Source organism: Pseudomonas sp. P4_C1 (genome assembly GCF_056402155.1).
The window spans coordinates 56,274-81,192 of the sequence record NZ_JBFUHY010000004.1 but is presented as its reverse complement, the minus strand read 5'-3'; the positions used below and the strand labels follow the sequence as shown (position 1 = coordinate 81,192).

The 24,919-nt window shown below is 62.1% G+C and carries 21 protein-coding genes; 9 read left to right on the top strand and 12 right to left on the bottom strand.

Features of this window, described 5'->3' with window-relative positions:
* The first annotated feature begins 58 nt into the window (after positions 1–58).
* Entirely contained in the window at positions 59–838 is a 780-nt protein-coding gene (gene cmoA, locus AC1DU9_RS03905; protein ID WP_223458200.1) for a carboxy-S-adenosyl-L-methionine synthase CmoA, read from the top strand.
* Positions 835–1,791 (top strand): tRNA 5-methoxyuridine(34)/uridine 5-oxyacetic acid(34) synthase CmoB, encoded by a 957-nt coding sequence (gene cmoB, locus AC1DU9_RS03900; protein WP_477809761.1) that lies wholly within the window; start codon positions 835–837, stop codon positions 1,789–1,791. Before cmoA ends, cmoB begins: the two co-directional genes overlap by 4 nt.
* A 114-nt stretch (positions 1,792–1,905) precedes the next feature.
* On the opposite strand, the gene tadA is transcribed toward cmoB, so the two are convergent.
* From tadA to AC1DU9_RS03850, 10 genes are all read right to left on the bottom strand, one after another.
* Positions 1,906–2,403, bottom strand: a complete 498-nt coding sequence (gene tadA, locus AC1DU9_RS03895; RefSeq protein WP_223460321.1) for a tRNA adenosine(34) deaminase TadA — start codon at positions 2,401–2,403, stop codon at positions 1,906–1,908.
* The gene (locus AC1DU9_RS03890) at positions 2,403–3,779 is read right to left on the bottom strand and encodes a multicopper oxidase family protein (RefSeq protein WP_477809760.1); all 1,377 of its coding nucleotides are present in this window, start codon (positions 3,777–3,779) and stop codon (positions 2,403–2,405) included. Before AC1DU9_RS03890 ends, tadA begins: the two co-directional genes overlap by 1 nt.
* A 201-nt stretch (positions 3,780–3,980) precedes the next feature.
* Positions 3,981–5,558: a glutamine-hydrolyzing GMP synthase gene (gene guaA, locus AC1DU9_RS03885; protein ID WP_008053207.1), complete on the bottom strand. Its 1,578-nt coding sequence runs from the start codon at positions 5,556–5,558 to the stop codon at positions 3,981–3,983.
* A 99-nt stretch (positions 5,559–5,657) separates the two neighbouring features.
* Complete coding sequence (gene guaB, locus AC1DU9_RS03880; protein WP_008053208.1) at positions 5,658–7,127, bottom strand: IMP dehydrogenase; 1,470 nt, start codon at positions 7,125–7,127, stop codon at positions 5,658–5,660.
* 220 nt (positions 7,128–7,347) lie between these two features.
* A complete protein-coding gene (locus AC1DU9_RS03875) occupies positions 7,348–7,896 on the bottom strand; it encodes a sugar ABC transporter ATPase (protein WP_223460316.1) in 549 nt (182 codons plus the stop codon).
* 185 nt (positions 7,897–8,081) lie between these two features.
* On the bottom strand, positions 8,082–9,263 hold the full coding sequence (gene purT, locus AC1DU9_RS03870) for a formate-dependent phosphoribosylglycinamide formyltransferase (RefSeq protein WP_150754484.1): 1,182 nt from the start codon (positions 9,261–9,263) through the stop codon (positions 8,082–8,084).
* Positions 9,264–9,340: 77 nt separating this feature from the next.
* Positions 9,341–9,808, bottom strand: a complete 468-nt coding sequence (locus tag AC1DU9_RS03865) for a VUT family protein (protein ID WP_223460314.1) — start codon at positions 9,806–9,808, stop codon at positions 9,341–9,343.
* Between the two features lie 223 nt (positions 9,809–10,031).
* Positions 10,032–10,247 (bottom strand): DUF1289 domain-containing protein, encoded by a 216-nt coding sequence (locus tag AC1DU9_RS03860; protein ID WP_223460312.1) that lies wholly within the window; start codon positions 10,245–10,247, stop codon positions 10,032–10,034.
* On the bottom strand, positions 10,244–10,768 hold the full coding sequence (locus AC1DU9_RS03855) for a gamma carbonic anhydrase family protein (RefSeq protein WP_477809759.1): 525 nt from the start codon (positions 10,766–10,768) through the stop codon (positions 10,244–10,246). The genes AC1DU9_RS03860 and AC1DU9_RS03855 overlap by 4 nt, the downstream gene beginning before the upstream one ends.
* Before the next feature lie 45 nt (positions 10,769–10,813).
* On the bottom strand, positions 10,814–11,413 hold the full coding sequence (locus AC1DU9_RS03850; RefSeq protein WP_223460308.1) for a CoA pyrophosphatase: 600 nt from the start codon (positions 11,411–11,413) through the stop codon (positions 10,814–10,816).
* A gap of 147 nt (positions 11,414–11,560) precedes the next feature.
* On the opposite strand from AC1DU9_RS03850, the gene AC1DU9_RS03845 reads away from it, so the two are divergent.
* From AC1DU9_RS03845 to nagE, 7 genes are all read left to right on the top strand, one after another.
* The gene (locus AC1DU9_RS03845) at positions 11,561–12,112 is read left to right on the top strand and encodes an NUDIX hydrolase (protein WP_008016748.1); all 552 of its coding nucleotides are present in this window, start codon (positions 11,561–11,563) and stop codon (positions 12,110–12,112) included.
* A 121-nt stretch (positions 12,113–12,233) separates the two neighbouring features.
* Positions 12,234–12,737, top strand: a complete 504-nt coding sequence (locus tag AC1DU9_RS03840) for a L,D-transpeptidase family protein (RefSeq protein WP_223460307.1) — start codon at positions 12,234–12,236, stop codon at positions 12,735–12,737.
* A 294-nt stretch (positions 12,738–13,031) separates the two neighbouring features.
* Positions 13,032–13,763, top strand: coding sequence for a GntR family transcriptional regulator (locus AC1DU9_RS03835; protein WP_223460305.1), 732 nt, complete (start codon positions 13,032–13,034; stop codon positions 13,761–13,763).
* 64 nt (positions 13,764–13,827) lie between these two features.
* Positions 13,828–14,934, top strand: a complete 1,107-nt coding sequence (gene nagA / locus AC1DU9_RS03830; protein WP_477809758.1) for an N-acetylglucosamine-6-phosphate deacetylase — start codon at positions 13,828–13,830, stop codon at positions 14,932–14,934.
* Positions 14,915–15,937 carry an SIS domain-containing protein gene (locus AC1DU9_RS03825; RefSeq protein ID WP_477809757.1) on the top strand — a complete coding sequence of 341 codons (1,023 nt, stop codon included), beginning with the start codon at positions 14,915–14,917 and terminating at the stop codon, positions 15,935–15,937. Before nagA ends, AC1DU9_RS03825 begins: the two co-directional genes overlap by 20 nt.
* A 167-nt stretch (positions 15,938–16,104) precedes the next feature.
* Positions 16,105–18,621: a phosphoenolpyruvate--protein phosphotransferase gene (gene ptsP, locus AC1DU9_RS03820; RefSeq protein ID WP_477809756.1), complete on the top strand. Its 2,517-nt coding sequence runs from the start codon at positions 16,105–16,107 to the stop codon at positions 18,619–18,621.
* Between the two features lie 29 nt (positions 18,622–18,650).
* Positions 18,651–20,366 carry an N-acetylglucosamine-specific PTS transporter subunit IIBC gene (gene nagE, locus AC1DU9_RS03815; RefSeq protein WP_223460296.1) on the top strand — a complete coding sequence of 572 codons (1,716 nt, stop codon included), beginning with the start codon at positions 18,651–18,653 and terminating at the stop codon, positions 20,364–20,366.
* Positions 20,367–20,552: 186 nt separating this feature from the next.
* Here the strand turns inward: nagE and AC1DU9_RS03810 are convergent, their stop codons facing one another.
* Both AC1DU9_RS03810 and purL read right to left on the bottom strand, forming a co-directional pair.
* Positions 20,553–20,864 (bottom strand): YqfO family protein, encoded by a 312-nt coding sequence (locus tag AC1DU9_RS03810; protein WP_223460325.1) that lies wholly within the window; start codon positions 20,862–20,864, stop codon positions 20,553–20,555.
* A 5-nt stretch (positions 20,865–20,869) separates the two neighbouring features.
* The gene (purL, locus tag AC1DU9_RS03805) at positions 20,870–24,766 is read right to left on the bottom strand and encodes a phosphoribosylformylglycinamidine synthase (RefSeq protein ID WP_477809755.1); all 3,897 of its coding nucleotides are present in this window, start codon (positions 24,764–24,766) and stop codon (positions 20,870–20,872) included.
* Positions 24,767–24,919 lie beyond the last annotated feature (153 nt).

Genomic DNA, 24,919 nt, shown 5'->3' with positions numbered 1-24,919 from the left:
AGACCTATCCCACCGCTTTATCAGACAACCCGCGCATCCCCGCGCCAACTTGGCTAAAATGCCGGCCTTTTCCACCTACACCGCTGGAACCGCCGTGAGCAAAGAATCCGATCGCCTTTTCGCCCAGCCTTTGGCCCAGGTGCCTGACTTCGCCTTTAACGAGGACGTGGTGCGGGTGTTCCCGGACATGATCAAGCGCTCGGTGCCGGGTTATCCGACTATTGTCGAAAACCTCGGTGTGCTCGCCGCGCAGTTCGCCCAGCGGGGCAGCGTGCTTTACGACCTGGGCTCTTCGCTGGGTGCCGTGACCCAGGCCCTGCGCCGGCACGTGCGCACCGACGGTTGCCGGGTGATCGCTGTGGATAACTCGGCGGCGATGGTCGAACGCTGCCGCGAGTACCTCAACGGTCAGGATTCGATGTTCCAGGAGTTGCTGCCGGTTGAAGTGATCGAGGGCGACATTCTCGCGCTGGAGTTCCAGCCGGCCTCGGTGGTCGCGCTGAACTTCACCCTGCAATTCATCGCCCCGGACCAGCGCACCGCGTTGCTGACACGCATCCGTCAATCCCTGTTGCCCGGCGGTGCCTTGATCCTCTCGGAAAAACTGCGCTTCGAAGACGAGCAGGAACACGCACTGCTCACCGATCTGCACATCGCCTTCAAACGCGCCAACGGCTACAGCGAGCTGGAAATCGCCCAGAAGCGCAGCGCCATCGAAAACGTCATGAAGCCCGACAGCCTCGGAGAACACCGCGAACGCCTGCTGGCCGCCGGGTTCTCGAAAGTCGTGCCGTGGTTCCAGTGTCTTAACTTTGCCTCGTTGATTGCCTTGCCATGATTGATCTGTCCCCCCTCGCCCGCCGTCTGGCCGGCACCCCGCTGGCCGACTGGGCCAACACCCTGCAGGCACAACTCGACAAGAAAATGGAAAAGGGTCATGGCGATCTGGAGCGCTGGCAAAGTGCGCTTGACGCCCTGCCGAAGATCCAGCCGAGCGAAGTCGATTTGCTCAACGGCTTGAAGCTGGACACCGATTGCGACGCTGAAACCCGCGCGCAAATGCGTTCCGCGCTGATGGGCCTGTCGCCATGGCGCAAGGGGCCGTTCGACCTGTTCGGCGTGCACGTCGACACCGAATGGCGCTCGGACTGGAAGTGGTCGCGGGTCGCCCCGCACCTGGACCTGAAAGGCAAGCGCATCCTCGATGTCGGCTGCGGCAATGGCTATTACATGTGGCGCATGCTCGGCGCCGGCGCGGACAGCGTGATCGGTGTCGACCCCAACTGGCTGTTCTTCTGCCAGTTCCAGGCGGTGCAGCGTTACCTTTCCGAGCCGAATGCCTGGCACCTGCCCTTCCCGTTCGAAGACCTGCCGCCAAGCCTCGAAGGTTTCGACACGGTATTTTCCATGGGCGTGTTCTACCACCGTCGTTCGCCGATCGAGCATTTGCTGGCGCTGAAGGATTGCCTGGTCAAGGGCGGTGAACTGGTGCTGGAAACCCTGGTGGTCGAGGGTGACAAGCACCAGGTGCTGGTGCCGGAAGACCGCTACGCGCAGATGCGCAACGTGTGGTTCCTGCCGTCGGTACCGGCGCTGGAATTGTGGTTGCGTCGCGCAGGGTTCACCGATGTGAAGTGCGTGGATGTGAGCACCACCACGGTCGAGGAACAGCGCGGGACGGAGTGGATGAAGTATCAGTCGCTCAGTGACTTCCTCGATCCCGAGGATCACAGCAAGACCGTTGAAGGGCTGCCGGCGCCGATGCGGGCGGTCATCGTCGCCCGCAAATAATTATCCCGATGAAGATCCCTGTAGGAGCGAGCCTGCTCGCGATGGTGTGTCAGTCGGCATCAATGTAGCTGATACACCATCGCGAGCAGGCTCGCTCCTACAGGGGTTCGGTGTTCAGTCTGAAGGCTTGGCGCGGCGGGCTTTGAAGAATTCGCTGAGCACCGCCCCACATTCCTCCGCCAACACCCCACCCTCATACAACACCCGGTGATTCAAAAAGCCCTGGGTAAAGAACTGCCCCTGGCTCTGCACAATCCCGGCTTTCGGCTCCAGCGCGCCGTACACCACCCGCGCAATCCGCGAATGCACGATCAAGCCTGCGCACATGCTGCAAGGCTCCAGGGTCACGTACAGCGTGCTGCCCGGCAGGCGGTAGTTGCTGACGGCCTGGGCGGCAGCGCGGATGGCGACCATCTCGGCGTGAGCGCTCGGGTCGCTGGCGCTGATCGGGCAATTGAAACCGCGCCCGATGATTTCCCCGTCCTGCACCAGCACCGCGCCCACCGGTACCTCGCCGAGGGCCGCGCCCTGGGCTGCCAGCGCCAGGGCTTCGCGCATGAATTCGCGATCACGGCTGCGGTCGATGATGGCGGCGGGACGAATCTGACGCATCACGCCACCTCAATGGCGGCCATCAGGCCGGTTTCCATGTGGTCGATCACATGGCAGTGGAACATCCATACACCCGGGTTATCCGCCACCAGCGCTACCTGCGCGCGCTCGTTCTTGCCCAGCAGGTAGGTGTCGGTGAAATACGGAATGACCTTGTGCCGGTTCGAGGCGATGACCTTGAAGCTCATGCCATGCAGGTGAATCGGGTGCTGGTACTGAGTCATGTTCTTCAATTCGAAAATGTAGCTCTTGCCCTTTTCGAGCTTGGCAATCGGGCGGTCGGCGCAGGTCTTGTCGCTGATGTCCCACGCCTTGCCGTTGATCTGCCACAGGCTGGGCGGCTTGCCGTTTTCGACGTTGACCGATACCGAGCCTACCCATTCGAAATTGAAGTTGAGTTTCTCGGCATTGGCCAGGTCCGGCTCGGCGATCGGATTGGCAGGCAGTGCCGGTGGCCACTCGGTCGGCGCATCGGTATTGGCCACCGAACGGAACGTGCCCAGGCGCACCGGACCGTTGCGCAACGACAGCTCTTCACCGGCCGGCGGGGCCTTGATTGCCAGGCAAATGCGCATACCCGGGCCGAGCCAGTATTCCTTGCCCAGTGGACGCGGCTCGATCGGGTTGCCGTCCAGCGCATAGATCTGCGCTTCGACGCCAGGAATGTTCAGACGATAGGTCAGGGTGTTGTCGAGGTTGAGCAGGCGCACGCGGGTGATTTGCCCGGCGGGCAGGTCGATCACCGCTTGCGGCACACCATTGATCGTCGACAGCCGCCCCGCCGTACCACCACGCGCCGCTTCCCGGGGAATACTGAACTCGACGAAATTACCCACATCGTCGACGTGCCAGCTCTTCAGGCTCAAAGTCTTCTCGTACTTGAAACCGGTCGGCTCGCGCTCTTCAATGATCAGCGGCCCGACCAGCCCGCGACCGAGTTCTTCGCTGCTGTTCACATGCGGGTGATACCAGTAGCTGCCGGCGTCCGGCACGCGGAATTTGTAGTCAAAGTATTCACCCGGCAGCACCGGCAGTTGCGAGACGTATGGCACGCCGTCCATTTCCAGCGGCAGACGAATGCCGTGCCAGTGAATGGTGGTGGCGACCGGCAGGTGGTTGATGAAGCGTACCCGCAGCCATTCGCCCTGACGCACGCGCAACTCAGTGCCCGGTGCGGACGGGCCGAACGCCCAGGCCTGAGTCTTGTGCCCGGCCACCAGTTCGACGTCCAGCGGCGCAGCGATCAACTCGTAGTCATGACCGGCGTCAGCATCGGCCATCTTGCCCAGCCAGTAGCGCGACGCGCCCCCCGCACCGACACCAACGACAACAAGACCGGCCAGGCCACCGAGGATTTGGCGACGGGTAAACGACATGAACTCAACTACCTCACGAATCAGCGACAGGCCCGGGGCCCGCAAAAGGCGAATACGATACACCCGCAATTGTGAAAGAAACAGCAAAGCGGGCGTGACGACGGGCCGCAGGAAGAATCCCGCAGCAATGCAAAAAGCCGTGTGAACTCTCGTTCACACGGCTTTTTATCCGGCGCTCAAGCCCTCAGGGCTGGCGCGGGATCATTCCCACTCAATGGTCGCTGGCGGCTTGCTCGATACGTCGTAGGTGACGCGGGAGATGCCTTCGATTTCATTGATGATGCGGCCGCTGACGGTTTCCAGCAGTTCGTAAGGCAGGTGTGCCCAACGCGCGGTCATGAAGTCGATGGTTTCCACGGCACGCAGGGCCACGACCCAGGCGTAACGGCGGCCATCGCCGACCACGCCAACCGATTTCACCGGCTGGAATACCACGAATGCCTGGCTGACCTTGTGGTACCAATCGGCCTTGCGCAGTTCTTCGATGAAGATGTGGTCGGCGCGACGCAGCAGGTCGGCGTACTCCTTCTTCACTTCACCGAGGATCCGCACGCCCAGGCCCGGGCCCGGGAACGGGTGACGGTAGACCATGTCGTACGGCAGGCCCAGTTCCAGGCCCAGACGACGGACTTCGTCCTTGAACAGCTCGCGCAACGGCTCAACCAGCTTGAGGTTCATTTCTTCCGGCAGGCCGCCCACGTTGTGGTGCGACTTGATCACGTGGGCCTTGCCGCTTTTCGCGCCAGCCGACTCGATCACGTCCGGGTAGATGGTGCCCTGGGCCAGGTACTTGATGTTGTCCAGTTTGCAGGATTCGGCATCGAACACGTCGATGAAGGTACGACCGATGATCTTGCGCTTCTTCTCCGGGTCGGCTTCGCCGGCCAGGTTGCCCAGGAACTGCTCTTCGGCGTTGGCGCGGATCACCTTGACGCCCATGTTCTCGGCGAACATGGCCATCACTTGCTCGCCTTCGTGCAGGCGCAGCAGGCCGTTGTCGACGAACACGCAGGTCAGCTGGTCGCCGATGGCCTTGTGCAGCAGCGCGGCAACCACGGACGAGTCCACACCGCCGGACAGGCCGAGCAGGACGTTGTCGGTACCGACCTGGGCGCGCACCTGGGCGATGGCGTCTTCAGCGATTTTCGACGGCGTCCACAGTGCTTCGCACTCGCAGATGTCGAGGATGAAGCGCGACAGGATGCGACCGCCCTGCTTGGTGTGGGTCACTTCAGGGTGGAACTGCACGCCGTAGTAGCGACGCTCGTCGCTGAACATGCCGGCGATCGGGCAGCTCGGGGTGCTGGCCAGGATGTGGAAGTCTTCCGGCATGCGGGTGACCTTGTCACCGTGGCTCATCCACACGTCGAGGCCGAACAGGCCGTCGGCGTCGATGTGGTCTTCGATGCCGTCGAGCAGGCGGCTCTTGCCGACCACGTCAACGCGGGCATAACCAAACTCACGCAGCTCGGAACCTTCAACCTTGCCGCCCAGTTGCTCGGCCATGGTCTGCATGCCGTAGCAGATACCGAAGACCGGCACGCCCAGGTCGAAGACGGCTTGCGGGCAGCGAGGGCTGTTGGCTTCGTGAACCGACTCCGGGCCGCCGGCGAGGATGACGCCTTTAGGAGCGAATTCGCGGATCGCATCTTCGTCCATGTCGAACGGGTGCAGTTCGCAGTACACGCCGATTTCACGCACGCGGCGGGCGATCAGCTGGGTGTACTGGGAACCGAAGTCGAGGATCAGGATGCGGTGAGCGTGAATGTCGAGGGCCATGATTCAGTCTCGTCTAAAAAATTCGGAAACAGTCGTGATTCAGAAACAACTCGGGGCTGAATAAAACAGCCCCGGTTGCTTAGCTTGTTGCTTGAAGGCTCAACCTACGCGGTAGTTTGGCGCTTCTTTGGTGATCTGCACGTCGTGAACGTGGGATTCGGCCATGCCGGCGCCGGTGATCCGCACGAACTCAGGCTTGGTGCGCATCTCTTCGATGTCGGCGCTACCGGTGTAGCCCATCGAGGAGCGCAGGCCGCCCATCAACTGGTGGATGATCGCGCTCAGGGTGCCCTTGTACGGAACACGCCCTTCGATGCCTTCCGGAACCAGCTTCTCGGCGCCTGCCGAGGAGTCCTGGAAGTAACGGTCGGAGGAACCCTGGGCCTGGGACATGGCGCCCAGCGAACCCATGCCGCGATAAGCCTTGTACGAACGACCCTGGAACAGTTCGATCTCGCCCGGAGCCTCTTCGGTACCGGCGAACATCGAGCCCATCATCACGCAGGAAGCACCGGCAACGATGGCCTTGGACAGGTCACCGGAGAAACGGATGCCGCCGTCGGCGATCAACGGCACGCCGGTGCCTTCGAGGGCAGCGGCAACGTTGGCGATGGCACTGATTTGCGGCACGCCGACACCGGCGACGATACGGGTGGTGCAGATCGAGCCAGGGCCGATACCGACCTTGACGGCGTCAGCGCCAGCTTCGGCCAGGGCCTTGGCGGCAGCGCCGGTGGCGATGTTGCCGCCGATCACCTGCACTTCAGGGAAATTCTGCTTGACCCAGCGAACGCGGTCGATCACGCCTTTGGAGTGACCGTGAGCGGTGTCGACCACCACCACGTCAACGCCGGCAGCGACCAGCGCAGCAACGCGATCGCCAGTATCTTTACCGGTACCCACAGCTGCGCCGACGCGCAGACGACCTTGATCGTCCTTGCTGGCCAGCGGATAAGCCTTGGCTTTTTCGATGTCGTTGACGGTCATCATGCCTTTGAGGGCAAATTTGTCGTCGACGATCAGCACGCGCTCGATGCGGTGCTTGTGCAGCAGTTCACGCACATCGTTCTTGTCGGCGCCTTCCTTGACCGTGACCAGACGCTCTTTAGGCGTCATCACTTCACGGACAGTGGCTTCCAGACGGTTCTCGAAACGCACGTCACGGGAGGTGACAATGCCGACCAGGTCGCCATTGTGCAGCACCGGAACGCCGGAGATGTTGTGCATGCGGGTCAGTTCGAACAACTCGCGCACGGTGGCGTCGGCGACGATGGTGATCGGATCCTTGACCACACCGGCTTCGTAACGCTTGACCTTGCGGACTTCGGCAGCTTGCTGCTCGATGGTCATGTTCTTGTGGATGATACCGATACCACCTTCCTGAGCCATGGCGATTGCCAGACGGGCTTCAGTGACGGTGTCCATGGCGGCGGAAACCAGTGGAATATTCAGCTCGATGCCACGGGTAAGGCGGGTCTTGAGACTGACTTCGTTAGGAAGCACCTCGGAATAACCGGGCACTAGGAGAATGTCGTCGAATGTCAGAGCTTCTTGGCTGATACGCAGCATCGCGGGGGCTCCCGAGCGGGAAAATGGAAGCGCGCCATTATAGTCAGACACCCTCTCGGGTTCAATGTAAAACTCTGTCTATTATTGACGCGGTGATCGACGGGGCTTTTAGCACCGAAAACCCTTGTAGGAGCGAGCTCGTTCGCGATGGTCGTTAACGATGACCGGCGCTGTCTGGAAACGAGCGTTGCCTGCACGTCCATCGCGAGCAAGCTCGCTCCTACAGTTCTACCTTGACCCAGCTGACCGGTTGATCCAGCCAATCGGCGAATTCGTCGAGAAAGATCTGCTTGAACCCGGCTTCGGCCCAGTTATTGAAGATGAAACCGAGGTTGGAGAAGCCGCACTCCTGCAGGAACAGAAACCCGTTGATGTCGTCTTCATGCCCGCATTCGGGGCAGGTGAAGTTGTCGGTACGCCCCGGCATCCAGTCTTCCAGGCTTTCGAAGAGGGCTTCGCCGATTTCCTTGCGGCACTCGGCACAGCCCGCCTCTCCAAGAAAACCTTTGGCCGGCGTATAGATGCAGCGCTTGGTGACGATCTCCAGACCATTGACCGCTTCGCCGAACGGCAGCGCCTCCGGGTGCAGGACCACGGCGCGCGCGCCTTCAGCGATGGCGTGGCCCATGCGGTTGCCGGTGCGGCCGCAGGTGGTCAGTTCTTCCTGGATGATGTTCTTGCGCACCAGCCAGCGCACGATCGCCCGGGCCCGGGGCTCGTGCACCGGCAGGGTGGAGATTTTCGGGACGATGATGCTTTGCGAGTTCATGGGTACAGGCCTGAAGCATTGATAAATGACCTGTAGGAGCGAGCCTGCTCGCGATGGTCGTTAACGATAACGCGGGGAGTCTGGGTTCCCCGCGGTGTTCTTGAGTCCATCGCGAGCAGGCTCGCTCCTACAGGTAAAGCAATGGCGCGATGCCTATAGAAGGTATAGGCCCGCCATAGCTGTTTTTACAGTTCGACGACAACCGCCTGCGAAGCACGGGTTGCCTTGGCGCGGGCGGCTTCGATCGACTCGTCGCGCGCCAGGGCCACGCCCATGCGGCGCTGGCCGTTGACTTCAGGCTTGCCGAACAGGCGCAGCGCGGTATCTGGCTCACTGAGTGCGGCCCCCAGATTGGCGAAAGCGGTCTGGGTCGACTGCCCTTCCACCAGGATCACCGCAGAGGCCGAAGGCCCGAACTGACGGATCAACGGGATCGGCAGACCGAGAATGGCCCGTGCATGCAAGGCGAACTGCGACAGGTCCTGGGAGATCAGCGTGACCAGGCCGGTGTCATGCGGGCGTGGCGAGACTTCGCTGAACCACACCTGGTCGCCCTTGATGAACAGCTCCACGCCAAACAGACCACGGCCACCCAAGGCTTCAGTCACCGCTTTGGCAACACGCTCGGATTCAGCCAGGGCAATCGGGCTCATGGCTTGCGGCTGCCAGGATTCCTGGTAGTCGCCCTTCTCCTGACGGTGGCCGACCGGCGCGCAGAAGGTGGTGCCGCCGACGTGGCGCACGGTCAGCAGGGTGATTTCGTAGTCGAAATCGATGAAGCCTTCGATGATCACCCGACCTTTACCGGCACGGCCACCTTCCTGGGCGTAGTCCCAGGCTTTCTGCACGTCATCGACGCTGCGCAACAGGCTCTGGCCCTTGCCCGAGGAACTCATGACCGGCTTGACCACGCACGGAAAACCGAGGTCTTCGACGGCTTTGCTGTAGTCCTCGAAGGTGTCGGCGAAGTGATACGGCGAGGTTGGCAGGTCCAGTTCTTCAGCGGCCAGACGACGGATGCCTTCGCGGTTCATGGTCAATTGCGCAGCGCGGGCAGTCGGGATCACGTTGAAACCTTCGGCCTCCAGTTCCACCAGGGTAGCGGTGGCGATGGCTTCGATTTCCGGCACGATGAAGTGCGGCTTCTCGGCTTCGATCACGGCGCGCAGTGCAGCACCATCGAGCATGTTGATCACGTGGCTGCGGTGCGCCACCTGCATCGCCGGCGCGTTGGCGTAACGGTCCACGGCAATCACTTCAACGCCCAGGCGTTGCAGCTCGATCACCACTTCCTTGCCCAACTCGCCACAGCCACACATCAATACGCGGGTCGCGGTCGGCGACAATGGAGTTCCGATACGGGTCATCTGAAGGTCCTCAAGAAGCGGATCATCGAGGGAAGCACGCTTCCCATGGGGAGAAAGCGCGGCATTTTACATGAACTTCAGCCGACGACAGCCTGTTTGCGCAGGCGCCAGGCCATGATCAGCCACACGACGGTGACCCCGGCGAACTTCGAACCCAGGGCGGTGAGGATCACCCCCGGCGTCAGGGCGTCGATCATGCCGAAAAAGATAAAGGTATCGATGGGAATGCTCAGGGCCGAACTTATCCACAGACGGTCGTGCAAGGGGCGTTTGGTGATGCTGAACACCAGCCAGTCGATGCACTCGGAAACCGCGAACGCCGTGGCGCTGGCCAGGGCGATGGACGGATCGGAGGTGATATAGGACAAAACCAGCGCTACCAGCATCGCCGCGAGGGCGCCATGGCCGAAGCGGGTCTGCACCATGTCGCGCAGGATGAACACCAGACCACCCCACGCGGACCAGATGATGTCCAGGTGCGGTGCGGTGGAAAAGGCGAAGTTGATCAGCACGACGCTGCCGATGTAGGCGATCAGGAAGAGCATGGCGTGTACAAGTACCTGTCAATTTTGTGCACAGGGTACTTCAGAGGGGGGAGACGAGCCAATAGAGGTCGGGTGCCTGGGATGGCCTCATCGCGAGCAAGCTCGCTCCCACAATTGATTCATGTCGACCCCACTTTTGTGATCGACACCAAACTAATGTGGGAGCGAGCTTGCTCCGGGCGGCGCTCCGACGATAAAGTGCGAAGCACTTTCTGGGGCCAATTCAGCTATCGGATTTGGAAGGCAGCATCCAGATCAACCCACTGGCCTTGGCCCGCTCATGACACAACCCCAGCACCTTGCGCCGCTCGTCGTTGGTCATGCGGCTCCAGCGGGTAATCTCCTCCACCGTGCGTTGGCAACCGGTGCAGATATCATCGTCGTCCAGCGCACAAATGCTCACGCAGGGCGATGCGACCGGGCGTTCGGTGGCGGTCATTGTTCCTGCTCGGCCAGATCGCGGGCATAACGCTGCGAGTTGTGCACATAGTGAGCAGCGCTGGCTTCCAGCATCTTGATCTGCGGCTCGGTCAATTCGCGCACCACTTTGCCGGGCGACCCCATGACCAGCGATCCGTCCGGAATCTCCTTGCCTTCGCCAATCAGCGAGTTGGCGCCGATGATGCAGTTTTTGCCGATCTTCGCGCCATTGAGAATCACCGCGTTGATCCCGATCAGACTGTAGTCGCCGACGGTGCAGCCGTGAAGCATGGCGTTGTGGCCGATGGTCACGCCGGTGCCGATGGTTAGCGGGTAGCCCATGTCGGTGTGCATCACGGTGCCGTCCTGGACGTTGCTGTTCCTGCCGATCAGGATCAACTCGTTGTCGCCGCGCAGCACGGCGTTGAACCAGACGTTGGCGCCCTCTTCCAGCTTGACCTTGCCCACCAGCACGGCATTGGGTGCGACCCAGCTCTGTGGATGGGTTTCGACGCGGGCGTCGCCCAGGCGGTATTTCATTGTTGTTTTCCTCAGGGCTCAGGCAGGGCCATTCGAACGATGGCTTCAGGTATTGATAAAGCTTTTGGGAGGCTGGTGCAGGCTGATTTTGGCGTCATACAGCAGGTTGATCAACTCGACGATCATGATCGCCGTCAGCCCCCAGATCTTGTATTCGCCATAGCGATAGCTCGGCACGTACCAGCTGCGGCCCTGATAATCGATGCGATGGGTATGTTCGCGGGGGTCTTTGCGGAAGAACTCCAGAGGCACGCTGAACACCGCGGCGATCTCGGCATCGTTGGCCCGGTATTCGACAAAATCCGGGATCACCCCGACATAGGGCGTGACCTGGATGCCATGCAGGCTGATCAGCGGGCTGAGCGGGCCGATCACCTCGACCAGCCCCGGCGGCAGGCCGATCTCTTCTTCGGCTTCCCGCAGGGCGGTGAAAATCAGGTCCGGGTCTTCAGGGTCACGACGCCCGCCGGGAAAGGCGACTTCGCCGCCATGGGTCGACAGGCCGCTGGCACGCAGGGTCAACACCAGCTCAGGCTCGTCACTGCGGGTGATGGGCACCAGTACCGCGGCTTCGGGAAAACGACGGTCGGTCTCCAATGTGCTTGGTGTGTGGTTGCTAACCCGATGCAGTAGCTCGTCCAGCATGAGTGTTCTCGATCTGTGCCCTACCCGGCATCATGCACCAATCGCTGCGGTCGCCCAACCCCCGCAACAGCCCCATGTCGCGAAACGACAACTTGCCGACAGACACTGCCGCACGCCAAGATAGGCGCAGCATTCAGGAACCCCAGCATGAAATTTTGCAGCCAGTGCGGTAACCCGGTGACCCAGCGCATTCCCGAAGGCGATTCGCGCCTGCGTTTTGTCTGCGACAGCTGTCAGGCCATTCACTACCAGAACCCCAACATCGTCGCCGGTTGCGTGGCGACCTGGGGCACCAAGGTGTTGTTGTGCCGACGGGCCATCGAGCCACGTCGCGGTTACTGGACCCTGCCCGCCGGTTTCATGGAAAACGGCGAGACCATCGAACAGGCGGCCATTCGCGAAACCGCCGAGGAAGCCTGCGCCCGGGTGCGCAACCTGAGCATCTATACCCTGATCGACGTGCCGCATATCAGCCAGGTACATGTGTTCTTCCGTGCCGAGCTGGCGGACCTGGATTTTTCTGCCGGCCCCGAGAGCCTGGAAGTGCAACTATTCGACGAAGCGGACATTCCATGGGATGAGCTGGCTTTCCGCACGGTGGGTCGTACCTTAGAATGCTTCTTCGCTGACCGGCGGACCGAGGTCTATCCCGTTCGGTCTGAATCGATCCCGCCACTTGCTCAGCCTGCCATTATCTGATGTCATCTCGGCATCACTCAAAGGCGCCGAAAGACCGCCCGAACGCGGCACGAGCCTGCGACAGCTCCTGCAAAAACTTCTATACATAAATAGTCGCGACACCTCTTGGGGAATCGTTTCAATGCGCTGGTTGCTTGCCCTGTTCTGTTTGTCGTTCGTCGCGGTGTCCGAGGCTTCTGCCGTGGAAACCCTGAACGGCAAGGTCATCGAGAAAATCCTGGTTCTCAAGTCTTCCCATCAATTGCAATTGATCAATGACGGCAAGCCGCTCAAGACCTATCGCATTTCCCTGGGCAAGCGTCCCAAGGGGCCAAAGCTGATGGAAGGCGACAAGCGCACCCCGGAAGGCTTCTACTGGGTCGACTGGCGCAAGACCAGCGATCGCTTCAACCTGGCGATGCACGTTTCCTACCCGAACATCAGCGACTCGGCCCGCGCCCGTCGTGAAGGCGTCGAGCCCGGCGGCATGATCATGATCCACGGCACCCCGGACAGCGAAGACACCCCGGAAGACCTGTTCCACACCCTGGACTGGACCGACGGCTGCATCGCCATGCGCAACATGGACATGCGCGAAGTCTGGAACCTGGTGCCGGACGGCACGATGATCGAAATCCGCCCGTAATTCCCCACGACCATTGGTCGACATCAAAAAATAAATTCAAAAGATCGCAGCCTGCGGCAGCTCCTACAGAGGTGATACCACTCTGATCTGCAGGAGCTGCCGCAGGCTGCGATCTTTGCTTCTGAATTCCCCTGCGCTAATACCACTTCAAGCCAACCCCTTTCTTTGTTGCCGAAGCAGGCCGGCTTTACTACGCCTTAAGCTCGGCGCGCGCGTTGACATGGTATTCAAGTGGTATTAATTTCGCGCCACAACCGAGCGACAATTCCTACATACGTTTCGGACAATCCATACATGAACGACCTACACGCCCTGCGCCCCGACGACACCCAACCCACGCCGCTGTACCTGCAACTGGCGCGCAATCTGGAGGCCGCGATCCACGCCGGCCAGTGGAAAGCCGAACAGGCCATGCCCTCGGAACGCAATCTGAGCGAGACGCTGGGCATCTCCCGCGTCACTGCACGCAAGGCGCTGGAAGTGTTGTTCGAACAAGGCCTGATCCGCCGCAACCAGGGCTCCGGCACCTTCATCACGCCGCGCCTCGAACAACCGTTGTCGCGCCTTTCCGGCTTCAGTGAAATGCTCCGTCTCAAGGGTTTCGTGCCCGGCTCGCAATGGCTGGAGCGGGAAATCACCCTGCCGACCCACGAAGAGCTGATCCGCCTCGGCCTGTCGCCCAACGACAAGGTCGCGCGCCTCAAACGACTGCGCAAGGCTGACGACACGGTGATGGCCATCGAAATGAGCACCCTGCCCGCCTCGATCATTCCCAAACCGCAAATGGTCGGCGACTCCCTCTACGAATTCCTCGACGGTATCGGCAAGCCAGTTGTCCGCGCCCTGCAGCACATTCAGGCGATCAACGCCTCGGACGAGTTCGCCGCGCTGGTCGGCATCGCCCCCGGCACCGCCATGCTGCTGATGACCCGGGTCGGCTACCTGGAAGACAACACGCCCATCGAAGTCACCGACACCTATTGCCGCAACGACTACTACGACTTTGTTGCAGAGCTTCGTAGATAAAGAGCTTCGAAGATAAAGAGCTTCGTAGATAAAGAGCTGCGTCGCTAAACACCGAGAACCCAACATGTCCGAAGACAACATCCTCACCGCCCACGGCTGGGTTCGCGGCCGACTGGTCCACGAGCACGGCAAGGTCGTGTCCATCGAAGGCGTGCCCTGCGATCCGGCGGACAACGGCCTGCCGTACCTGCTGCCGGGTTTCATCGACCTGCACGTTCACGGCGGCGGCGGCAAAGACATCATGGAAGGTGCGCCCGCTTTCGAAACCATTACCCGAACGCATGTGCGCTTCGGCACCACGTCGCTGCTGGCCACCACCATGACCGCGCCGAGCGAGGAAATTTCCAGCGTACTCAAAGCCGTCGGCGAGTTCTGTGAGCAGCGCCCGCAAGGCCGTGCCCGCGTCCTCGGCGTGCACCTGGAAGGCCCCTACATCAACCCTGGCAAACTCGGCGCGCAACCCAACTTCGCCCACACCGCGCTGATGGCCGAAGTTGAAGACTATCTGGCGCTCGCGCCGATCCGGGTGATCACCATTGCCCCGGAAATCGCCGGTCATGACGCCTTGATTCGCGACCTCAGCAGCCGCGGCGTTCGCATGCAGATCGGCCACACCCTTGGCAGTTACGAGGAAGGCGTGGCCGCGCTGGAGGCTGGCGCCAGCAGTTTCACCCACCTCTACAACGCCATGAGCCCGCTGCATCACCGCGAACCGGGGATCGTCGGCGCGGCGCTGGCCCACGCCAAATACGCGGAACTGATACCCGACTTGCTGCACGTGCACCCCGGCGCCATCCGCGTGGCCCTGCGCTCGATCCCGTGCCTGTATTGCGTCACCGACTCGACCGCCGCCGCCGGCATGCCTGATGGCGAATACAAGCTCGGCAGCCACACCGTGACCAAATGCCTGGGCGGTGTGCGCCTGCCCGACGGCACTCTGGCCGGCAGCACCCTGACCATGGATCAGGCCCTGCGCAACCTGGTGAAGATCGGCCTGCCCATTGCCGAAGCCTCGCAACGCTTGTCGCAATTCCCCGCCGACTACCTCGGCCTCACCGAACGTGGGCGCCTGCAACCGGGGGCCTGGGCCGACTGCGTGCGGCTGGATCGCTCACTGAAACTGACCGCTGTCATGGTCGAAGGAGAAGACATTGACTTCAAAAATGCTTGAAGAGGCGCTGTCCTCGTTCGAGGCCGTGCAGGCCCAGTTGCAAACACTCGACCCGCAGATGATCGAGATCGCCGGGCGCCTGCGCCGCCAGCCGCCGCAAGTGGCCATGACCGTGGCACGCGGCAGCTCCGACCACGCCGCCAGCTACTTCGCCTACCTGACCATGCAACTGCTGGGCATCCCGGTGGCGTCGCTGCCGATGTCGGTGGTGACCATGCAGCAGGCGCCATTGAAGGTCAGCGGCCAGGTGGCATTCGCCTTTTCGCAATCGGGGCAAAGCCCGGACCTGGTCAACAGCCTGCGCCTGTTGCGCAAGCGCGGCGCCCTGAGCATTTCGCTGGTCAACGCCGAAGAATCGCCATTGGAAGCCGCCTGCGAATTCAGCCTGCCATTGTTGGCCGGCACTGAAAGCAGCGTCGCCGCGACCAAGAGTTTTATCGCCACCCTCAGCGCCAGCGCGCGGTTGATCAGCCACTGGAAAGAAGATGCCGAATTGCTCAATGCCGGCCTTGCCTTGCCCGAAGGCCTGCGCGACGCCGCGCAACAGGACTGGAGCCCGGCCATCGATGCCTTGCGCGGTTGTCAGCGGCTGATGGTGATCGGCCGTGGCGCCGGTTTCGCCATCGCCCAGGAAGCGGCGCTCAAGTTCAAGGAGACCTCCGCGATCCAGGCCGAAGCCTTCAGCAGCGCCGAAGTCCGTCATGGTCCGATGGCCTTGATTGGCGACAACTACCCGCTGCTGGTGTTTGCCCCACGGGGCCCCGAACAGGCTGGTTTGTTGAGCCTGGCCGCCGACATGCGCCAGCGCGGCGCCCTTGTCCTGCTGGCCGCGCCGGATGACGTGCTTGAACGCGACCTGACCCTGACCCGCGCCGAACACCCGGCCCTCGACCCGATTCTGGCGATCCAGAGTTTCTACGTGATGGCTGCCGGCCTGGCCGTGGCCCGAGGCATGGACCCGGACCAGCCGCGACACCTGAGCAAAGTGACGCGCACACACTAAATCGAATGGCGATTGATTGACCTGTAGGAGCGAGCCTGCTCGCGATGGACGTGAACGATGACGCGTTCTTCCTGAATGTACGCGTTGCTCTCAAGTTCTTCGCGAGCAGGCTCGCTCCTACAGGGAAGCGCATTGATCCGAACCGTTTTTTTTGATGAGACCGAGCCATGCATAACAACAATAAAGAGCTGACTTTAAGCGCCCCGCTCAGCGGCCCGGTGCTCACGCTCGCCAAAGTCCCGGACCCGGTGTTTGCCAGCGGCGCCATGGGTGACGGCATCGCCATCGATCCGCTCAACGACACGCTCCATGCCCCCTGCGCGGGCGTGGTGGTGCATGTCGCCCGCACCGGCCACGCAGTGACCCTGCGTGCCGACAACGGTGCCGAATTGCTCCTGCACCTGGGCCTCGATACGGTCGAGTTGCAGGGCCAGGGTTTCTCGATGCTGGTCAAGGAAGGCGCACGGGTCACCAACGGCCAGCCGCTGCTGCGCTACGACCTGGACAAGGTTGCGCAACAGTGCAAGAGCCTGGTCAGCCTGCTGATCCTCACCAACAGCCAGGACTTTCAGGCACGCCCCATCACTCTGAAATCGGTGAAAGTCGGCGAGCCGTTACTGCACATCATCCGCCGCCAAAGCGCCGGAGTGCAGGTTGAAGTAGAGCTTGCCGGCGAAGAACAGGTCGGTCATATCCGCATCGCCCACCGCGGTGGTTTGCACGCGCGGCCGGCAGCACTGATTCGCCAGACAGCCCAAGGGTTCAAGAGCAAATCGCAGCTGCATTTCGCTGGCAAATCGGCAACCTGCGACAGCCTGATCGGCCTGATGGGATTGGCCATCGGCGAGCAAGCGCAGGTCCAGGTCAGTTGCCAGGGGCCGGATGCCGAAGCCGCGTTGCAAGCCTTGCTGACCGCGTTATCCACAGCCCTGGCCGAGGACAGTCACGCCACCGCGCCACCCACAATTGCTCAACGCAGTCGCCCCGCCGAAGCCGGTGTATTGCATGGTGTCTGCGCGGCGCCCGGCCTGGTCGGCGGGCCGCTGTTTCGCCTGAATGCGATCAGCCTGCCGGTGGATGCCGGCCACCATGATCCGCAACAACAACTGCAAGTACTGGACGCGGCACGGAGCCAGGTGCGCAGCGAAATCGAGCACACGCTGGCCCTGGCGAAAAAACACAAGGACACCGCCGAAGAGGCGATTTTCGCCGCGCACCTGGCGCTGCTCGAAGACCCGGCCCTGCTGGACGCCGCCAGTCAAACCATCGCCCAGGGCACGGCCGCGACCCACGCCTGGAGCCAGGCCATCGACACGCAATGCGAAGTCCTCCAGCAAACCGGCAGCACGCTGCTGGCCGAACGCGCCAACGACCTGCGCGACCTCAAGCAACGGGTGCTGCGCGCATTGCTTGGCGATACCTGGCATTACGATGTGCCGGCCGGTGCCATCGTCGCGGCCCATGAACTGACGCCATCCGATTTACTGCAACTGAGCCAGCAAGGCGCCGCCGGTCTGTGCATGGCAGAAGGCGGCGCGACCTCTCACGTGGCGATTCTGGCCCGGGGCAAAGGCCTGCCGTGCATGGTCGCACTGGGCTCGACGCTGCTCGATCAGCAACAGGGGCAACCGGTGGTGCTGGACGCCGACGGCGGCCGTCTCGAACTGACACCCGGCACACAGCGCCTGGCCGACGTGCGCCAGCTGCAACAGCAACAGCAACAACGCCGGGCCGAACAACAGGCCCAGGCGCACACACCCGCGCTGACCATCGATGGCTTGCGCATCGAAGTCGCCGCCAATGTGGCGTCCAGCGCGGAAGCGGCAGACGCATTGGCCAATGGTGCCGACGGCGTCGGCTTGCTGCGCACCGAGTTTCTCTTCGTCGACCGCCACACCGCCCCGGATGAACAGGAACAGCACCACGCCTATCAAGCGGTGCTCGATGCCATGGGCGACAAGTCGGTGATCATCCGCACCATCGACGTCGGTGGCGACAAGCAACTCGACTACCTGCCGCTGCCCGCCGAGGCCAACCCGGTGCTCGGTCTGCGCGGCATTCGCCTGGCCCAGGTTCGCCCTGAACTGCTCGACCAGCAGCTGCGCGCGCTGCTGCACCTGCTCCCGTTGTCACGCTGCCGGATCCTGCTGCCGATGGTCACGGAAGTCGATGAACTGCTGCACATCCGCCAGCGCCTCGACGCCTTGTGCGCGGAACTCGGCCTGGCGCAACGCCCGGAGCTGGGGGTGATGATCGAGGTACCGGCCGCCGCGCTGCTGGCCGAGCAACTGGCCGAACACGCGGACTTCCTGTCCATCGGCACCAACGACCTGTCGCAATACACCCTGGCCATGGACCGCGACCACGCCGGGCTCGCCGCGCGCGTCGATGCGCTGCACCCGGCGCTGCTGCGGTTGATCGCCCAGACCTGCGCCGGTGCGGCACAGCACAACCGTTGGGTGGGTGTGTGCGGTGCACTGGCGTCCGATCCATTGGCCACGCCGGTGTTGGTCGGCCTGGGGGTCAGTGAGTTGTCGGTGAGCCCGGTGCAGGTCGGTGAAATCAAGGACCGCGTGCGTCATCTCGACGCCAGCGAATGCCGGCGCATCAGCCAGGGCCTGCTCAAGCTGAGCAGCGCCAGCGCCGTGCGTCACGCCTGTCACCAGCATTGGCCTCTGAGCTAAAGAACAACAAGAATCCAGGGAGATCCGCCATGTACCAACTTTTCATCGAAGGCCTGCAGCGCCTCGGCCGCGCGCTGATGCTGCCGATCGCGATCCTGCCGATTGCCGGTTTGTTGCTGCGCCTGGGCGACACCGACCTGCTGAACATCGCGATCATCCACGACGCCGGCCAGGTGATTTTTGCCAACCTGGCGATGATCTTCGCCATCGGCATCGCGGTCGGGTTCGCCAAAGACAACAACGGTACGGCGGGTCTTGCCGGGGTGATCGGTTACCTGGTGATGATCGCCACGCTCAAGGTACTCGACCCGAGCATCAACATGGGCATGCTCGCCGGGATCGTCAGTGGCCTGATGGCCGGCGCGCTGTACAACCGCTTCAAGGACATCAAGCTGCCGGAATACCTGGCGTTCTTCGGAGGCCGGCGCTTCGTGCCGATTGTCACCGGGTTTGCCGCTGTGGGTCTGGGTGTAGTGTTCGGTCTGATCTGGCCACCGATTCAGAATGGCATCAACAGTTTCGGCGTGTTGATGCTTGACAGCGGCAGCATCGGCGCTTTCATCTTCGGCGTGTTCAACCGTCTGTTGATCGTCACTGGCCTGCACCACATCATCAACAACATGGCATGGTTCGTCTTCGGCAACTTCACCGACCCGGCTACCGGCGCCCTCGTGACCGGCGACATCTCACGCTACTTCGCCGGCGACCCCAAGGGCGGCCAATTCACCACAGGCATGTTCCCGATGATGCTCTTCGGCCTGCCCGCCGCGTGCCTGGCAATGTACCGCAACGCCTTGCCGGAACGACGCAAAGTCATGGGCGGTATCTTCCTGTCGATGGCCCTGACCTCGTTCCTCACCGGCGTCACCGAACCCATCGAGTTCGCCTTCATGTTCCTTGCGCCACTGCTCTTCTTATTGCACGCGTTGCTGACCGGCCTGTCGTTGGCCATCACCAATCTGCTGAACATCCACCTGGGGTTCACCTTCTCCGGCGGCTTCATCGACATGATTCTTGGCTGGGGCAAGTCCACCAACGGCTGGCTGGTGTTCCCGGTGGGCCTGGCGTATGCCGTGATCTACTACGTGGTGTTCGATTTCTGCATCCGGCGTTTCGACCTGAAGACGCCGGGCCGCGAAACCAGCGCTGCCGCCCCGCAGGTTGCGGTGGCCGACAACGAACGCGCCGGGGCTTACATCAAGGCCTTGGGCGGTGCCGAAAACCTGATCACCGTCGGCGCCTGCACCACGCGGCTGCGCCTGGACATGGTGGATCGCAACAAGGCCTCGGATACCGGTCTGAAAGCACTCGGCGCCATGGCCGTGGTGCGTCCCGGCAAGGGCGGGAGCTTGCAGGTGGTGGTCGGGCCGATGGCCGATGCCATTGCCGATGAAATTCGCCTGGCGATGCCGGCACTGGCTCGCGCCATGGTGTCGTCACCGGCGGCAGAAATCGACGCACCGCCACCTGCCGCCGTGGCGACACCCGAGGCCCGGCAATGGCTCAATGCCCTGGGTGGTGGCGACAATGTGCTGCAACTCCACTGCATCGCCATGACCCGCATCCGCCTGCAACTGGCCGATGGCAAGGCGTTGTCGGAGTGTGATTTGAAAGCGTTGGGTTGTCAGGGGGTGAGTAAGCTGGACGGTGGCATTTGGCATCTGTTGATTGGCGACAAGGCACCGAGTTTGAGTGATGCGCTGGAAGCGTTGGTCAATCGTAGTGAGGTGAGTGCCAAGGTTTAGATTCTCGGTGCCTGATAGGCCGCCATCGCGAGCAAGCTCGCTCCCACATTAGATCTGCATACACCGAACCACTGTGGGAGCGAGCTTGCTCGCGATGAGGCCATTAGCAACACCACAAAAACCCGATCAACAAAAAACCCGCTGAAATCTCTTTCAGCGGGTTTTTCATTTCAGCAGCCAGGAAGATCAGAAATCCTCCAACCGCCACACTTCATAAGCCGGCGTCTCATAGGGATGGCTCTGTTTCAGAGCCGCCACCACCGCGCGAATCGACTCATCGGCCACCACCAGCTCAACCTTCCATTCCTCGACCTGCTCGACCTGCCCTGCCTCGCCAATGAACGGCTGGCTGCCGTCCAGTGGACGAAACTGACCCAGGCCCAACACCTGCCATGCACAGTGGTCGTAAGCACCGATTCGACCGCCACCGGCGGCGAATACGGCGCTTTTGACCACTTCGACATGACTGTCGGGAACGAAGAAGCTGAGCTTGTACACGGCTATCAGTTCACCCACACGCGAGCATTACGGAACATGCGCATCAACGGTGCATCTTCGTTCCAGTCATCGGAGCGCCACGAGTTCTGCACGGCACGGAACACACGTTCCGGGTGCGGCATCATGATGGTCACGCGACCGTCGCGGCTGGTCAAACCGGTGATCCCGCGCGGCGAGCCGTTCGGGTTGGCCGGGTAGCTTTCGGTGACCTTGCCGTGGTTGTCGACGAAACGCATCGCCACGCAACCCGACAGATCTGCTTCCAGCAGTGCTTCTTCGCTGGCGAATTCGGCATGACCTTCGCCGTGGGCGATGGCGATCGGCATGCGCGAACCGGCCATGCCTTGCAGGAAGATCGAGTTCGACTCCTGGATCTGCACCATCGCAACGCGGGCTTCGAACTGCTCGGAACGGTTACGCACAAAGTGCGGCCAGAACTCGCTGCCCGGGATCAGCTCGTGCAGGTTGGACATCATCTGGCAACCGTTGCACACGCCGAGGGTGAAGCTGTCGTTGCGTTCGAAGAAACCCTGGAACGCATCGCGGGCACGGCTGTTGAACAGCGCCGATTTTGCCCAGCCTTCACCGGCACCCAGTACGTCGCCGTAAGAGAAACCGCCGCAAGCGACCATGCCCTTGAACTCGTTCAGGTCGACACGGCCGGCCAGAATGTCGCTCATGTGCACGTCGATCGCGTTGAAGCCGGCGCGGTCGAACGCAGCCGCCATTTCCACCTGACCGTTGACGCCCTGCTCGCGCAGTACGGCAACCTGTGGGCGAATGCCTTTCTTGATGTAAGGCGCGGCGACGTCCTGGTTGATGTCGTAGCTGAGCTTGACGCTCAGGCCCGGGTTGTCTTCTTCCAACAGCACGTCGAACTCTTGCTCGGCGCAGTCGGCGTTGTCACGCAGACGCTGGATCTGGTAGCTGGTCTCGGCCCACTGACGTTGCAGCAGACGACGCTGACCTTCGAATACGGTTTCGCCGTTGAAGGTGATGCTGATCTCGCCGTTGTTCATCGGCTGACCGACCACCGATACGCAGTCGCCCAAACCGGCAGCGCTGAACTGCGCGAGGATGTCCGGGGTAGCGTCCTGGCGAACCTGGATCACGGCACCCAGTTCTTCGTTGAACAGGATGGCGGCGATGTCGGCGGAGGTTTCTGCCAGACCGTCGAGGTTCAGGCTCAGGCCACAGTGACCGGCGAACGCCATCTCGACAACGCTGGTCAGCAGACCACCGTCGGAACGGTCGTGGTAAGCCAGCAGGTGACCGTCGGCGTTGAGGCCCTGGATCACCGCGAAGAAGGCTTTGAGGTCTTCGGCGTCATCGACGTCCGGCGCCTGTTTGCCAAGCTTGCCGTGAACCTGCGCGAGGATCGAGGCGCCCATGCGGTTCTGGCCATGGCCCAGGTCGATCAGGATCAGGTCGGTGGTGCCCTTGTCCATACGCAGTTGCGGGGTCAGGGTCTGACGGATGTCAGTCACTGGCGCGAAACCGGTCACGATCAGGGACATCGGCGAAGTGACGGACTTGTCCACGCCTTCGTCGTTCCAACGGGTGGCCATGGACATCGAGTCCTTGCCCACCGGAATGGTGATACCCAGCTCAGGGCACAGTTCCATGCCGACCGCTTTCACGGTGTCGTACAGGCGCGCGTCTTCACCCGGGTGACCGGCAGCGGACATCCAGTTCGCCGACAGTTTGATGTCGGAGATCTTGCCGATGCGCGAAGCCGCGATGTTGGTCAGGGTTTCGCCGATGGCCATGCGGCCCGACGCCGGAGCGTCCAGCAGTGCCAGCGGAGTACGCTCGCCCATCGCCATGGCTTCACCGGTGTACACGTCGAAGCTGGTGGCGGTGACGGCAACGTCGGCCACCGGAACCTGCCACGGGCCGACCATCTGGTCACGGGCCACGAGGCCGGTGATGGTGCGGTCGCCGATGGTGATCAGGAAGCTTTTGCTGGCCACGGCCGGGTGATGCAGAACGCGCTCGACGCAGTTGGCGATGTCGAGGGTCGACGGATCGAAATCGTCGCCCAGTTCGTTTTCACGAACCACCGAACGGTGCATGCGTGGGGCTTTGCCCAGCAACACTTCGAGCGGCATGTCCACCGGGCTGTTGCCGAAGTGGCTGTCGGTGACGGTCAGCTGTGGTTCGGCAGTGGCTTCGCCGACCACGGCAAACGGGCAACGCTCGCGTTCGCAGATCGCCTTGAAGCGCTCGAAGTCAGCCGGGCCGACCGCCAGAACGTAACGTTCCTGGGATTCGTTGGACCAGATTTCGTGCGGGGCCATGCCCGGCTCGTCGTTTGGAATGTTGCGCAGTTCGAAACGGCCACCGCGGTCGCCGTCGTTGACCAGTTCCGGGAAGGCGTTGGACAGACCGCCCGCACCCACGTCGTGGATGAAGCTGATCGGGTTCTTGTCGCCCAGTTGCCAGCAACGGTCGATGACTTCCTGGCAGCGACGTTCCATTTCCGGGTTTTCGCGCTGTACCGAAGCGAAGTCCAGGTCTGCCGAGCTGGTGCCGGTGGCCATGGAGGAAGCCGCGCCGCCACCCAGGCCGATCAGCATCGCCGGGCCGCCGAGCACGATCAGCTTGGAGCCGACGAGGATCTCGCCTTTCTTGACGTGTTCTTCACGGATGTTGYCCATGCCGCCAGCCAGCATGATCGGCTTGTGGTAGCCACGAACTTCGTCACCGTGCGGGGTGGTGATCGACTGTTCGAAGGTACGGAAGTAACCGGTCAGCGCCGGACGGCCGAATTCGTTGTTGAATGCCGCGCCGCCCAATGGGCCTTCGATCATGATGTCCAGCGCGGTGACAATGCGCTCAGGCTTGCCGTACGGCACTTCCCACGGCTGTTCGAAGCCCGGGATCTGCAGGTTGGACACGGTGAAACCAGTCAGGCCGGCTTTCGGCTTGGCACCGCGACCGGTCGCGCCTTCGTCGCGGATTTCGCCACCGGAACCGGTGGACGCGCCCGGGAACGGGGCAATCGCGGTCGGGTGGTTGTGGGTTTCAACCTTCATCAGGATGTGCACCGGCTCCTGCACCGCGCCGTACTGGCGGGTTTCAGGGTCCGGGAAGAAACGACCGGCCACGGAGCCGACGATCACCGAAGCGTTGTCCTTATAAGCCGACAGAACGCCTTCGCTGTGCATCTGATAGGTGTTCTTGATCATGCCGAACAGGCTTTTTTCCTGGCTCTGGCCGTCGATGTCCCAACTGGCGTTGAAGATCTTGTGACGGCAGTGCTCGGAGTTCGCCTGGGCGAACATCATCAGCTCGATGTCGTGCGGGTTGCGCGAAAGGCCCACGAAGGCGTTGACCAGGTAATCGATCTCGTCTTCGGCCAGGGCCAGGCCCAGCTCGGTGTTGGCTTTTTCCAGCGCGGCGCGGCCGCCACCCAGCACGTCGATGGCGGTCAGGGGTTTCGGTTCGGCGTGGCTGAACAGGCCGGCGGCCTGTTCGAGGTTGCCCAGGACGATCTGGGTCATGCGGTCGTGCAGACCGTCGGCGATCAACCGGGCTTCAGCGTCGCTGAACTGGCCGGCCACGTAGAACGCGATGCCGCGCTCCAGGCGCTGGATTTTCGCCAGGCCGCAGTTACGGGCAATGTCGCTGGCCTTGCTCGACCACGGCGAGATGGTGCCGAAACGCGGCAGCACCAGAAACAGACGACCGGTCGGTTCCTGTACCGGAACGCTTGGACCGTACTTCAGAAGGCGCGCAAGCACCTGCTGTTCGTCGCCGGTCAGGACGCCGGTAACTTCGGCGAAGTGAGCGAATTCAGCATACAGGCCACTGACAGCCGGAACCTTCTGGCTCAGTTGCTCAAGGAGTTTGCTGTGGCGAAAGGCAGAAAGGGCAGGAGCGCCGCGCAGGATCAACATCTTCGGGACAGCCTCGGGAAGGGGTGTGCTTTGAGGCCGTGCATTCTAGCCTAAACAGCCCGCGACAGCACCCGAAACGCTACGCACGGTTGCACCCGGACGTCGATCTGTGTTTCTGCCTTGAAAGTCAGGTTAACTGAATGTGTAACAACA

What these genes read in the sequence shown, in the direction of transcription:
- nagE (WP_223460296.1), top strand. Translation starts at nt 18,651, where the DNA reads ATGTACCAACTTTTCATCGAAGGCCTGCAGCGCCTCGGCCGCGCGCTG.
- AC1DU9_RS03840 (WP_223460307.1), top strand. Translation starts at nt 12,234, where the DNA reads ATGCGCTGGTTGCTTGCCCTGTTCTGTTTGTCGTTCGTCGCGGTGTCC.
- AC1DU9_RS03890 (WP_477809760.1), bottom strand. Translation starts at nt 3,779, where the DNA reads ATGTCGTTTACCCGTCGCCAAATCCTCGGTGGCCTGGCCGGTCTTGTT.
- AC1DU9_RS03855 (WP_477809759.1), bottom strand. Translation starts at nt 10,768, where the DNA reads ATGAAATACCGCCTGGGCGACGCCCGCGTCGAAACCCATCCACAGAGC.
- tadA (WP_223460321.1), bottom strand. Translation starts at nt 2,403, where the DNA reads ATGCGTCAGATTCGTCCCGCCGCCATCATCGACCGCAGCCGTGATCGC.
- purT (WP_150754484.1), bottom strand. Translation starts at nt 9,263, where the DNA reads ATGACCCGTATCGGAACTCCATTGTCGCCGACCGCGACCCGCGTATTG.
- cmoB (WP_477809761.1), top strand. Translation starts at nt 835, where the DNA reads ATGATTGATCTGTCCCCCCTCGCCCGCCGTCTGGCCGGCACCCCGCTG.
- cmoA (WP_223458200.1), top strand. Translation starts at nt 59, where the DNA reads ATGCCGGCCTTTTCCACCTACACCGCTGGAACCGCCGTGAGCAAAGAA.
- AC1DU9_RS03865 (WP_223460314.1), bottom strand. Translation starts at nt 9,808, where the DNA reads ATGCTCTTCCTGATCGCCTACATCGGCAGCGTCGTGCTGATCAACTTC.
- ptsP (WP_477809756.1), top strand. Translation starts at nt 16,105, where the DNA reads ATGCATAACAACAATAAAGAGCTGACTTTAAGCGCCCCGCTCAGCGGC.
- guaB (WP_008053208.1), bottom strand. Translation starts at nt 7,127, where the DNA reads ATGCTGCGTATCAGCCAAGAAGCTCTGACATTCGACGACATTCTCCTA.
- AC1DU9_RS03860 (WP_223460312.1), bottom strand. Translation starts at nt 10,247, where the DNA reads ATGACCGCCACCGAACGCCCGGTCGCATCGCCCTGCGTGAGCATTTGT.
- AC1DU9_RS03835 (WP_223460305.1), top strand. Translation starts at nt 13,032, where the DNA reads ATGAACGACCTACACGCCCTGCGCCCCGACGACACCCAACCCACGCCG.
- nagA (WP_477809758.1), top strand. Translation starts at nt 13,828, where the DNA reads ATGTCCGAAGACAACATCCTCACCGCCCACGGCTGGGTTCGCGGCCGA.
- AC1DU9_RS03850 (WP_223460308.1), bottom strand. Translation starts at nt 11,413, where the DNA reads ATGCTGGACGAGCTACTGCATCGGGTTAGCAACCACACACCAAGCACA.
- AC1DU9_RS03875 (WP_223460316.1), bottom strand. Translation starts at nt 7,896, where the DNA reads ATGAACTCGCAAAGCATCATCGTCCCGAAAATCTCCACCCTGCCGGTG.
- AC1DU9_RS03845 (WP_008016748.1), top strand. Translation starts at nt 11,561, where the DNA reads ATGAAATTTTGCAGCCAGTGCGGTAACCCGGTGACCCAGCGCATTCCC.
- guaA (WP_008053207.1), bottom strand. Translation starts at nt 5,558, where the DNA reads ATGGCCCTCGACATTCACGCTCACCGCATCCTGATCCTCGACTTCGGT.